Origin of the sequence: Aestuariivivens insulae, from assembly GCF_022662195.1 — a bacterium.
Lineage (GTDB): Bacteria > Bacteroidota > Bacteroidia > Flavobacteriales > Flavobacteriaceae > Aestuariivivens > Aestuariivivens insulae.
The window spans coordinates 78,438-90,793 of record NZ_JAKMCS010000009.1 but is presented as its reverse complement, the minus strand read 5'-3'; the positions used below and the strand labels follow the sequence as shown (position 1 = coordinate 90,793).

The window sequence follows — 12,356 nt, the reverse complement described above, 5'->3', positions numbered from 1 at the left end:
CCTGTTTTTTTGGTTGGTTAGCTATCAATCTTTTTGTTCTAAAAAGAAATCGGGTTAAATTTAGAATTTAAAAAACACATATTCGTTAACAAATGTTAATCGGTGTCTATTTTCTTTCTAATTCTGCTTAATTGTACTGCCGTAATTCCTAAAAAAGAAGCTATATGGTATTGAGGAATAATCTTATCAACATTTGGAATTTGTTTTCGTAATGCCAAATAACGGCCTTTGGCATCTAATGATATAAGCTCTACCAAACGCTTTTCATATTTTGTATAAACAACTTCTAAAACCTTAGTATAAAGTGCGTTCATCTGGATGTTTTTACTACATAACGCCATAAACTTATCATAATCAATTTCATACAATTTGCAATCAGTTAAGGTTTCAAACACAAAAAGAGATGGGTTCTTTCTCATTAATGCAGTCAAGGAAGCAACAAAACTTATGGGGAGATAAAAACTTTTATTAAACTCTTTGCCAGCTTCAGTGGTTAAATAGCAACGAATTAAACCAGATACTAGCATGTAAATTTTAGAAGGGACTTCATTAAGCTTAACAAGTTGTGTGCCTTCGGGAATTTTTTTAAATTCAGATATGCCTTTTAGTATCTCAAAAGTATCTTTAGAAATATCGGTTATGGAATTTAAAAAATCTAAGCTTTTATCAGTCATGAGTGCTTTTTAAAGGTATTTTCAAACACTAAACAGCACATTTGTATACACAATAGTTAAAGTTAATGAAATAATTATTTTGTTCCTAAATTAAATACTACTATTGTTCTTAATTTTAGATGAGATGAAATATCCACAACTAAAAACATCGACGAACGAGAAGGTGTTTTTATGCATATTTTATTTTAAAAAAATAATAAATTGATACACATGAAATTACTTATAACCAACATCAAAACACTTTTACAGATTAGGGATAGGCATATTGAAAAGGTATCCGGAACAGATATGAACATACTACCAACCATAGAAAATGCATATCTTTTAATTGAGAACGACCGCATTATAGATTATGGCTTTATGGGAGACCATATTAATATTAAAGCCGATAAAACCATAGACGCTACCGGGAAGCTCGTATTGCCTACTTGGTGCGATTCACACAGCCATATTGTTTATGCAGGTAGTAGGGCACAAGAGTTTGTAGATAGAATTAATGGTTTAAGTTATGAAGAGATTGCTAATCGAGGTGGTGGTATTTTAAATTCGGCAAAAACTTTAGAAAATACTAGTGAATCGGACTTATTTGAGCAGTCAATAAAACGCGTGAACGAAGTTATAAAAATGGGAACTGGTGCTTTGGAAATTAAATCGGGGTACGGCCTTTCATTGGAATCTGAATTAAAAATGCTACGTGTTATTAAACGCATAAAGGCACATGTACCTATTGAAATAAAAGCTACTTTTTTGGGAGCTCATGCCCTACCTGAAAAATTTAAAAATAATAAAGAAGCCTACATAGATCATGTCATCAATGACATGCTTCCATTAGTTGCTAAAGAAGACTTAGCTGATTATATTGATGTATTTTGTGAAAAAGGTTATTTTTCGTTGGACGATATGCAACGCATATTGGTAGCCGGAAAAGAATACGGACTACCTGCTAAGGTGCATGTCAATCAGTTTAACGCTTTTGGCGGCGTGTCTCTTGCTGTTAAATATAATGCGCTTTCTGTAGATCATCTCGAAGAATTGAACGACGACGACCTTGAAGCGCTACAAGGTTCTAAAACTATGCCAGTAGCCCTACCCTCCTGCTCTTATTTTTTAAGCATACCCTATACACCTGCTAGGCGTATAATGGATAGTGGCTTACCTCTGGCTTTAGCAACCGATTATAACCCAGGATCTACACCTAGTGGCAATATGAACTTTGTTGTGAGTACAGCCTGCATAAAAATGAAAATGACCCCAGAAGAAGCTATTAATGCAGCTACTATTAATGCAGCTTATGCTATGGGGAGTTCAAAAGATTACGGTAGTATTACCACTGGTAAAAAAGCCAATTTAATAATCACCAAAGAAGTACCAAACTATAACCATTTACCTTATGCTTTTGGCGATAACCACATAGAACAGGTTATTATAAATGGAAAGGTTATTTAACAAAAAAGTCCCAAACTAATTAAGTTTGGGACTTTTTTATGAACTATTTCAAATTATTATTTTAGTGTAAACTCTGTTGTAGACACTAAGTCTTTCTCATTAAAAACATTAACAACATAGCGACCTTTTTCAAATTTGTTTTCTCCTTTTGAAGCTACAAATTCACAGATATTAAGGTTAGCATTTTCATAATTGAACTTGCTTACTATACTATAATTAAGCGTTTTTTCATCAAACTGAACCTGTTCGTTTAAACCAAGTGTATTGTTTTTAGGGTCGATAACTTGAATGTATAACTCTTGATCTCCAGCTTGTACCAAAGCATTCTTAGCAACTGTAAAGCATACTCTAATTTTATCTGAACGACTTGCTCTTTCCGTTGGGATTAATTTTCCTGATGTTCTTTCAATAACACCAAATCCTTTTAAGCCCACTGTAGATAAAACAGCGGCATTCTCAACAACTTCGGCCAAAGCTGTGTTTTGAACCAATAGGGAATCTGTAAAAACAGTACGTTCTTCAAGTCTTACCCGAGTACTATCAAGCGACGTGGCCAAATATGAATTTTCAACTCTTAACGAATCGTTTTGAGCCAATAGTACATCCATTTCTTTTTGAAGCGATAAGTATTTGCTTTTGTATCTCCATAAACTCTTTACATTAGTTTCAGATATTTTTAAAGAGTCTATCAATCCCTGAATTCTTGCTCTGGCTTCAACTAAATCGGCATTAGCGATTTCATTTTCACTAATAGCTTCGTCGTACTGTTTGGCCATGGCGTTTAGATCGTTCATAACCAATTGTTTCTCTTCGGTTAACTGTTTTTGGGTATCATTACTCTTCTTGTAAAGATTCATGGTATAGAACGCGGTACCTAAAAATAATACTAAAGCTATACCTAAAGCCACTTTTAATCCCATACTGCTTTTGTTACTTTCCATAATTGCTTTGTTTTTTAATTTATTAATGTTAATTCTTTTTTTGTTGTAATGTATAAGTAATAATTGATGTATTTTTATTCTTTCAAAAATTTAATTAACCATTATTTGTGGATAAACTCATTTTATTTAACACCCAGCAAAAAAACAACCTACTGAGTAAACGCTCTGGTGAATCCAAGTTTGGTGAACATGTTCAAATACTACCTAACATTTCCAATATATACGAACAACTTAAAAGTTTGGATGTCAAGTATGTAATTTTTGGCATTCCAGAGGATATTGGTGTGTTCGCCAATCATGGTAAAACAGGAACTTCTAAGGCATGGGAAGCTGCGCTTAAAACCTTATTAAACATACAGAGTAACGCTTATACTCATGCGGAAGACGTTTTAATTTTAGGACATTTAGACTTTAGTAACGAATTGCAACAAGTCTCTAAATTAGAACAATCAAAAAACAAACATATAAAAATAGCCCGCTCCATTGTAGAAATTATAGATACCTATGTGTCCCATCTGGTATTTCAAATCATATTGGCTGGTAAAATGCCCATTATAATTGGTGGAGGACATAATAATGCCTATGGTAATATTAAAGGGGCTTCGTTAGCATTAAAACAAGCACTTAACGTTGTAAACTTTGATGCCCATTCCGATTTTAGACCGGAAGAAGGCAGGCACAGTGGTAATGGCTTTAGCTATGCCTATGCCGAAGGGTTTTTGGAAAAGTATTTTGTGTTTGGGCTTCATGAAAATTATACGTCTGATACTTTATTAAAATCCTTGAAAAAATTTAAGTTTATTAAGTTCAACACTTTCGAAGCTATTGAAATTAGAAAAGAACTAAAATTTAAAACTGAAGCTTTACGTGCTTTAAGTCATATAGAAGACAAAGCCTTTGGTATTGAAATTGATTGCGATGCCATTCAAGGCATTCCCAGTAGTGCCATGACCCCAAGTGGTTTTAGTGTGAATAGGACCCGGGAGTTTCTAAACCTATTTGCCCATCATGAAAATGCGTGTTACTTACATATTTGTGAAGCGGCACCAACCAAAAAAACAGAATCGCAAATAGGCAAACTTATTACTTACTTAATTACTGACTTTATTAGAGCCCATGAGCGTTGATATTGTTTCTTTTGAAGAAAAGTACAGTACGTCATTCTATGATTTGAATATAGAATGGCTTAAAACCTATTTTTATGTCGAGCCCTACGACGAAGCTGTTTTAAGCAATCCCCAAAAGTATATTATTGAAAAAGGCGGACATATTTTCTTTGCAAAGCTTAATGACGATGTCGTTGGAACCGTAGCCCTGATGCCCTTTGAAGCCACTGGTTATTTTGAATTGACCAAAATGGCCGTATCACCAAATTATCGCGGATTCAAAATTGGGCAAAAATTAATGCAGCATTGTATTGATTTTTCAAAATCCAAGGGATTAAAAAAACTAGTCCTATACTCTAACACCAAACTGGAAAATGCTATTTATATCTACAAAAAATATGGTTTTATGGAAGTACCCTTAGAAACTAATAGCCCTTATATAAGAAGTGATATTAAAATGGGGTTACTACTCTAAAAATTTGAGGACAACAAGTCATCAAGTTCTACACAGTAATTATTATTTGTTTCACAAAGTATACTTAAGGTTTCTATTAGCAATTGATTTAACTCTTTATTTTTAGGATATATAACCTGTGCCAATTTAAATTCAGAATAAGCATCATAAACCCTATTGCCTTGCAATCGATTCTTACCAGAATTCATTAAAAAGTTAAAAGCCGCATTGTTTTCAATTATAGTCTTGTTATAAACCAATCTATTATAACGGTTTGAATAATTCGTAAAGTTTTGAAACGCTAAAAAGACCATTATCAATGCTATAACAACAAATAAAATTGTTAAAAAACCATGGCTCCTTTTGTTTTCAGTTATGCTAGGCTGTAACTTAAAAACCCTTGAGTAATGTTGTAATGGTGTAAAAGGCTTTAGATTTTTTCTTTCATAAAGCTTCTTTTTTGGATTTCTAGAGTAAATCCATCTTTGCATTCCGAATCCCATATAACCCATCATAATCCTTTTAATTAATAAGTCTAATATTTAAAAGGATTGTTACTATCAGGGTGAAAATTTAATAAATGAAGAAGTAACTTAAATTATTAATTTTCTATAGCCTTCAAAGAATCTATCTGCTTTTGTAGACGTCTTATTTCCAAAGTTTTGTCATCAACTATAGGAATGGCCATTGTGTCCTTAACCGATGGCGCAACCTCAATTTCTTTTGGGTTTTCTTCAAAGTAATCTCCTATGCCCTCACTTGCCCGCCACGCCTCATTCAATTGATCGTAAACCGTTTTATCCCAACCACTAGGCCGCTTTACATCAATCCAGACTACGTCGCGGTATTCACTATCAATCAGTACTAAATCTGGTGTGGCTGAACCATCAAATTGTTGCGCATTTCTATCGCTTATTGAAGAAATGGTTCCCATAAAAAACAGACGCTTTTTGCCCGCTATATCATTTATATAGGGCCTAAATTCTACTGGTGTATTGGCAGACCAATCGTATTCCTTTCGTGACTCCTGCACTTTTAATGGCATAGCCGACACCCCTGCATAGCCTTGTTTTTTGGCTGCATGATTATAATAATACAATTTGTTCGTTCCATCGGCAGGCACAAACACACTAAAACTTAAGCTGGTACGCTCCTCGCCTACAGGTTCTAACCCAAACCAATGGTACAGACCACTATAGGCCTCTACATCGGTAGTGGAGAAATCGAAATCAGTAACATAGGGCTGTTGATTTTGGTCCTTTGGCATTTCAGGGATTTTAACTGCCGTTTCCATATTCCATGGCAATGGATCACTAAAGCCTCCCAAAAACTTTAAGGACTCCGCCTGAAGTTGGGACACTTGTTCTGCTAAGGTATTTTGGCGCGTTAAATAGTTATGGTTTTTCATTTGGTCTGGTGCTATATAGGTGCCTTTCCCAATTAAAATGCGTTCTATATAATCAACAAAGCTATGCTCTCCATTATCGATTACCATAACGCCCCCAAATGTTGGATATGGAAATAAAAAACCTTTCCATTTTATTAAGCTTACCACTTCAACCCATTGTCCTTCATCATTTTTCATGTAATAGGTATCACTGGGTTCCATAGTGAATAACTGAAAAAAGTTAAATCGTTGTACAACGGCATTATAGGTGTTTCTGCTAAACTTCAAAGATTCTCCTATGGAAAAGGTTACAGGTATTCTATTTTCACTTGAAAACCTTGGAAATGGCGTGGTACTGGACACGGCAAACACTTCTTCGGTATTATCGGTCATACCCTGCCAAACATACTTTTCGGTGGGCTGAATGGCCATGGTCCATTTATTTTCATTGCCTATTCTCACCAAATGTGGTAAAGACACGTCTTTAGTTTCACCTACACTTTCATTGGCCATGGAGAAAATATTGCGTAATGGTTGGATACGCTCGTTTTGCGTTAATGGCAGTTCATGTATTTCAATTTTATTTAAATTATTGAATACATTATAGGTTTTCATATAATCGTACATTTTAAAGTGCCACCCAACACCATATAGCACCCCAAAGAAAAGCAATAAAAGCCCCAAAATAGCGAGTCTTCCTGTCGTACTGGCTGTTCGTCTAAATTTCCGTAGACCAAAATATAAAACGACAAGACTAAGCAGAATGATAAAAATGTATTTTCTAACAAACAATAATGCTGGTTGATAATCGTCGCGCAATACAAATAATGCAATGAGTAAAACCAGAGCAATAACTATGGTTATTCTTTTTTGCTTTTTACCTTTATTCCAATAATTTTTAATCATGTTCTTTCTGTCATTCCCGCGTAGGCGGGAATCTTATTAATTTTAGTTCAAATTTTAATGTGGATTCCTGCCTTCACTTCGATACTTCGACTATGCTCAGCACAGGAAAGCTCTGGGTGACACGCAGGAATGACAATCATTTCAAATATCCTTTGTCCTTTAGCCTTTCACGAGCACTTTTCTCCTCTGTCTTGGGCATTTCTTTTGGTGCCTCAATAGCTTCTTTATCCTCTTTTTTTAAGTCCTCAATCAAATCTTTTCCTTTTTCGATGGTATCGTGAACTATATCTTCTAATGATTCGGTTTTTTCCTCAATAACCTCACTAGACTTAAAAATGAAATTTGCCAAGTAAGTCCCTACCAATGTTCCCACTACCATTGAAGCAAAAATGGAAATAGTCGCTAAGTCTATGGGAATTAAAAACCGCGTAACGAGAATCCCAATCAGAAATAGAAATCCAATAAAAACCAACCTCATGATGAATTTTTGCTGATAAACAAACCCTGTTTTATCGGTTGGTTTCATTTGTAGATCTTTTGAATACATTAGCTTATTAAAAAAGCGATATAAGCGATTGCCTTGCGATTCACGCCAGTATATTAATGCTCCAAAAAGTATGGAAGCAATAAAAATGATGAGTTCTAGTGTCATAGTTATTGGTTTTAAGTACGAAGCCTGAAGCTTGAAGTACGATTTAACAATGTGACTTTATTTCTAAATGTAATGGTCATATTCTTATAGTTTTTTGGTTTGAAGCACGAAGCAGGAAGCATGAAGTACTTTTTAATTATTTAACTTTATTTCTAAATGCAATGGTCATATTCATAATATCAAAACAATCGTTATAGTACTTAAAGAATTCCTCTTTTGGTATATAGTTTCTTCTTTTGGCTTTATGAAGACATGTAACAACTTCGGCTATTGAACGAATGGCATATCCCAGGAACTTTCTGTTTTCTGCAACTGATTGTAAAATGGAGCCTTCTGAAATATTTAGTGCAATAGAATCTGCTGCTCTTCTCAATTGTGAAGATAAATTATAAAGCTCTTCTTTAGGTAACTTTGATGCCAACACATTCATATCTTCTCCCAAATCCATAGCTTTTTGCCAAATAATCAAATCTTCAAATTTAAATTTCATCTGTTTAAATTTTAATTTCTTTTATAGGTTAAGTTAATCTTCATACTCTATCATCGCACTCTCCATACTCCATGCTTCATACTCCATACTCCATACTTCATACTCCATACTTCATACTTCATACTCCATACTTCATGCTCCATGCTCCATGCTCCATGCTTCATACTTCACGCTCCATACTTCATACTCCATGCTTCATGCTCCAAGCTTCATGCTCCAAGCTTCACACTTCACGCTTCCTGCTCCATACTCCATGCTTCCTGCTTCATACTCCAAACCTCAATCTATATATTATTACATATAGTCTCAACCACCCAGTCCTTAAAAGAATCGTCCCAAGTTTCAAAGCTCTTATAAAAAGCTTCTTTATCGTACCAATACCAATACAGTATATCTTTTGGTGAAACATTAACTAACAACTTCCAAATTAAATCTTGATGTTTAGCATCTAAGGATGAATGGGGTTGGTGAAGGGCTTCGAAAAATTTAAAATCGACTATATCAGCAATTTTATATTCGTTGCTCATTTCAGATTTTTCCAAATAGCGTTCTACGCCCATTACCCTTTTTCTTGACGCCATATCCAGTTTGTTAAGATAGCTTTTATATAGTATAGGGTCGTTTAGAATTTCTTTTATGGGGTGTTGTGTGTCTTTTAGGCACTGTGCCATTTCATATTTCTTGATGCGTTCGTACCGTTCTGTCTTCACGACTAGATCCAAATTATACTCAATAATAAGGTGGTCCCGTAATTTGTCCATGAGCTCTGGCTGTTGTATATGGTAAATAAGCACCTCATGACTCGTATCTTTTATGGCCTCCTTATACCATTTTTCGTCTTCAAAAACCACGATTGGCGTAATAAAATCACGCAACACATAAACCCCTCCAAAAGCCTTTGTATAAAAAGAATCTGTTGTATGTTGCAATTCATGCAAATCTAAATCGCGATGCCTTAAATCGCCATGCTTCTTAGCCGAATCCAACAATTGCTGATGCAGGCTTTCATCAATAAAATTATGGTCTCTATTAAAGGCATCTACCAATTCCAGTTGTTCTTTTTGAATGTTGACCAAACCATTTATCAAATGGAAATGAATCGTAATGACATTATATTTTAAAACATCCAATGGCTCATAAAATGCATCTATGCCTTGGTCGAAATCCAAACAAATGGCACAATCGCGAGTAATATCCTTTATTTTCTCTCCATGGACCTTAAATATGAACTTCATGATGTCCCTATCGAAGCTATGGAAAGAGAAATACACTGGTTTTCCTTGTTGCAATGGGGAAATAATAATTCCATGCGGATTAGCTTCACCGTTATTGAGGTAGAACAAATTATCTTTTTCTTCTGCCACTTCTGGGCTCCAACCTATGCCGTCTATATGGAAAGTATTCAGTTTGGTTTCCGAAAAACCAAGTTTCACCAAGCATTTGTTATAACGCTCAACCAATTTCCCGCTTACGGGAATAAGTTCACTTCTGTATAAATTGGCTACTTTTAGTTTGTCCATTTTTATCATTCCTGCAAAGGCAGGAATCTCATTATTTATTTATAATATGTTACTATCTTATTATTAATGAGTTAAAAAATTCAATTAAGAATTTCAATTACTCTATCTAAATCCTCACCTTTCATTTTAAATTAGATTCCTGCCTTCACTTCGATACTTCGACTATGCTCAGCACAGGAAAACTCAGTGTGCCACGCAGGAATGACAATATTATTCTAATAATTTATGAATCTTAATATACTGCAATAACATAATGGTTCTTGCATCAATGATTCTGTTATCTTCAACCATTTGAAGCGCTTCATTAAATGGTAGTTCCAACACTTCTATTTCTTCGTTTTCAGCTTCCAGTCCACCCCCTGTATCACTAATTTTATCGGAATCTGAATATGTCGCTATAAAAAGGTGAACACGCTCCCTAACTATGCCCGGAGATAAGAACACCGTACTTATGTGTTTTAGTCGGGCCACATGATATCCAAGTTCTTCCTTTGCCTCACGTAAAACACTGGCTTCTGGTGATTCTCCATCGTCGACAGCTCCTCCACAGACCTCTATGGAATAACCGTTAGACCCACCTGTTATATACACAGGTATTCTAAATTGTTTGGACAGAACAACATGCTTCGATTCTGGATTGTACAACAATAGGGCTACACCATCACTCTTACCGTATGCTTCATGCGATAAACGTTTCCAGCCTCCCTTCTTAAATTTATAATCGAAGTCGATACGTTCCAACTTACCCCAAACATGGGATATTACATTCGACACTACATTTTTAATGCGCTTATTTTCCATTCTCAAATTGTTGTCTTGCCTCTGTTTCTATATGCAATTGATTCACCCGAACATCGACCTTGCGTTTAAAATCGGTATCTGCAATGGTCGCTACATTATCTAAATAACGAACGACCTCTTGACGGCGAATTTCTGAAAAATCCAATCCTTTCATATTGGTACGCATCAATTCCTGAAGCATGTTAAACTTCGTATCGTAGTCTTTCTTAAAATATATTTCTGGGTTTTCAAACCAATCTTCTTCCAAATCAAAATCGGTTAATCGCAAGGATACAGCACTTTGGATATTCCTAACATCGCGTGATGAAAAGAATGGAAATGCTTGTTGCATGTCCTTATATAATTGGGCATAGAACAAATGCTGGTTGGTTTTAAATTGTTGTTCTACCTTGTCATATATCTCATGGACACGAACTTCAACCGGTTTATTGGTGGCATTTAAAATCTCTCCCATATTTTTTGCCAAGCCTTGATCTTGCAAATAGCTATAATTTTCTGGTCCTTGCATGTTTACAAAATCTGGCATGGTGTCATCAATTTTTCGCCACCACAAATAATCTTGGTCCAAAAAGTCGTGTTCTGTTTTGGCTCCATCTATTTTAAAGCGACCCTGTACCCTAGAAATTACGGCCTTATCTAACATTTCGGGAAGGTTGGTAAACAGCCCTATAGAACTGTTGCCATAATTAACGGCATAGGCGCCTTCGGTGTATCTTAAAAACACTCCTATTACTTCCTTAACACCAGCAGAAACACCTTGAGCTGTTCGCTCTTGCAAATTGTTTTCGGCATCATCAATAGGTGCAAAAATTAATTTTGTAGGATCTTGCAAAGGTTTCATCCATTCTACCATTTTTTCTGCCGACCCCCCTTGAAAGGTCGATATTAATGTATCTGGCATAGGGTGAAACAAAAAAGGGATATCTAAAGTATCGCAATGTTCTTTTAATCGCGTGGCAATGGCCGCAATAAGCATACTTTTTCCCGTACCTGGTATACCATACCCCATAAATACGGGCATAAAACCTCCCAATTCTTGAAACGGATTCTTTTTTGCCGTAAAATCATAACTCAACAAACGTTCGGTCAAGCGTCGTGCAAAGTGTTTGGCATCGCGGTTTCCAACTATTTGTTCGAATTTAATTTTATTGAACTCTACACTTTTGGCTGCGCCCTGAAATACATTGTTCCAGCCCGAAATGGCAAACTCGGACTTTTCTAACTTATAGGTTCTATCTTCAATGGTTTCGGTATATTCAAGCGTGCTTTTTCGTAGCTGTATTTCATCAATCAATGCTTCAAAATACACCACCGTAAAGTCTACAACATCTTTATCTGATTTAACAATATCTGGATGTCCTAAATATTTATCGTAATAAAACAAAGCACATGAAATACCCTTTATAGGCGATAGCAATGACAACTCTGGAATGCCTGCAAACTTTTGTTTCATTACACTTAAATCATCGGATGCATGCGGCTTTAAATCATTTAAAATTTTATATGCTGTAGCAAACAACATAAAAGCTGTTGCGGTATGCATTTTGCTTTCAAACTCGCGCTTGCCATTATTATCCAACGCCGATTTATTCTCATTTAAATTCGATAAACCTGATGCATCATAGTAACTATCCTTTATCCAAATACCTAGTGTGATACCTTCTTGTACTGCATAAAGGGTCTGATTTAAATTAATGGGAATGGCTACCGAATCTGGCAATAAACGCTTCTTTAAGGCCAGGATGGTTTTAGAAACTGATGTGACTTCACCTGTATTGGAGCCATTGTTTGCTCTTGACAAATACAATAATATAGATTCATCCTTACCATTGCTTTTATCTCTGTTTTTTGCTCTTGCCCCCTGCTCCCACTGTATGCTTTTTAAATAGGAGGTGGCTTCGTCGCGAAGTACATCGAGTTCAGATAATTTTATGGGAAATGTTGAATTGTGTTCCATTTATTTAGTATTCAGTCATCAG

At 35.4% G+C, this 12,356-nt stretch carries 12 protein-coding genes; 3 read left to right on the top strand and 9 right to left on the bottom strand.

The genetic code is table 11. The annotated features are described in order from the left end of the window. Window positions 1-95 precede the first annotated feature (95 nt). Window positions 96-674: a Crp/Fnr family transcriptional regulator gene (locus tag MR062_RS12035; protein ID WP_242204577.1), complete on the bottom strand. Its 579-nt coding sequence runs from the start codon at window positions 672-674 to the stop codon at window positions 96-98. Between the two features lie 210 nt (window positions 675-884). Between MR062_RS12035 and hutI the strand changes: the two genes are divergently transcribed. Then, on the top strand, window positions 885-2,120 hold the full coding sequence (gene hutI / locus MR062_RS12030; protein WP_242204576.1) for an imidazolonepropionase: 1,236 nt from the start codon (window positions 885-887) through the stop codon (window positions 2,118-2,120). A gap of 56 nt (window positions 2,121-2,176) precedes the next feature. On the opposite strand, the gene MR062_RS12025 is transcribed toward hutI, so the two are convergent. Then, entirely contained in the window at window positions 2,177-3,061 is an 885-nt protein-coding gene (locus MR062_RS12025) for a chromosome partitioning protein ParA (RefSeq protein WP_242204574.1), read from the bottom strand. A gap of 107 nt (window positions 3,062-3,168) precedes the next feature. Between MR062_RS12025 and MR062_RS12020 the strand changes: the two genes are divergently transcribed. Continuing rightward, complete coding sequence (locus MR062_RS12020) at window positions 3,169-4,188, top strand: formimidoylglutamase (RefSeq protein ID WP_242204572.1); 1,020 nt, start codon at window positions 3,169-3,171, stop codon at window positions 4,186-4,188. Continuing rightward, window positions 4,178-4,642 (top strand): GNAT family N-acetyltransferase, encoded by a 465-nt coding sequence (locus MR062_RS12015; protein WP_242204570.1) that lies wholly within the window; start codon window positions 4,178-4,180, stop codon window positions 4,640-4,642. The genes MR062_RS12020 and MR062_RS12015 overlap by 11 nt, the downstream gene beginning before the upstream one ends. Here the strand turns inward: MR062_RS12015 and MR062_RS12010 are convergent. The 7 genes from MR062_RS12010 to MR062_RS11980 all read right to left on the bottom strand — a co-directional run bounded on the left by MR062_RS12010 (window position 4,639) and on the right by MR062_RS11980 (window position 12,334). After that, window positions 4,639-5,136: a hypothetical protein gene (locus MR062_RS12010; protein WP_242204568.1), complete on the bottom strand. Its 498-nt coding sequence runs from the start codon at window positions 5,134-5,136 to the stop codon at window positions 4,639-4,641. The two genes, MR062_RS12015 and MR062_RS12010, sit on opposite strands and share 4 nt — an antisense overlap. 86 nt (window positions 5,137-5,222) lie before the next feature. Next, the gene (locus tag MR062_RS12005) at window positions 5,223-6,914 is read right to left on the bottom strand and encodes a hypothetical protein (RefSeq protein ID WP_242204565.1); all 1,692 of its coding nucleotides are present in this window, start codon (window positions 6,912-6,914) and stop codon (window positions 5,223-5,225) included. A gap of 136 nt (window positions 6,915-7,050) precedes the next feature. Continuing rightward, on the bottom strand, window positions 7,051-7,566 hold the full coding sequence (locus MR062_RS12000; RefSeq protein WP_242204564.1) for a hypothetical protein: 516 nt from the start codon (window positions 7,564-7,566) through the stop codon (window positions 7,051-7,053). Between the two features lie 136 nt (window positions 7,567-7,702). Continuing rightward, a complete protein-coding gene (locus tag MR062_RS11995) occupies window positions 7,703-8,056 on the bottom strand; it encodes a four helix bundle protein (protein WP_242204562.1) in 354 nt (117 codons plus the stop codon). Window positions 8,057-8,340: 284 nt separating this feature from the next. Beyond that, window positions 8,341-9,576, bottom strand: coding sequence for a DUF6638 family protein (locus MR062_RS11990; RefSeq protein ID WP_242204560.1), 1,236 nt, complete (start codon window positions 9,574-9,576; stop codon window positions 8,341-8,343). A 210-nt stretch (window positions 9,577-9,786) separates the two neighbouring features. After that, window positions 9,787-10,377 (bottom strand): NUDIX domain-containing protein, encoded by a 591-nt coding sequence (locus tag MR062_RS11985; protein WP_242204558.1) that lies wholly within the window; start codon window positions 10,375-10,377, stop codon window positions 9,787-9,789. Next, window positions 10,367-12,334, bottom strand: a complete 1,968-nt coding sequence (locus tag MR062_RS11980; protein WP_242204556.1) for an AAA family ATPase — start codon at window positions 12,332-12,334, stop codon at window positions 10,367-10,369. Before MR062_RS11980 ends, MR062_RS11985 begins: the two co-directional genes overlap by 11 nt. Window positions 12,335-12,356 lie beyond the last annotated feature (22 nt).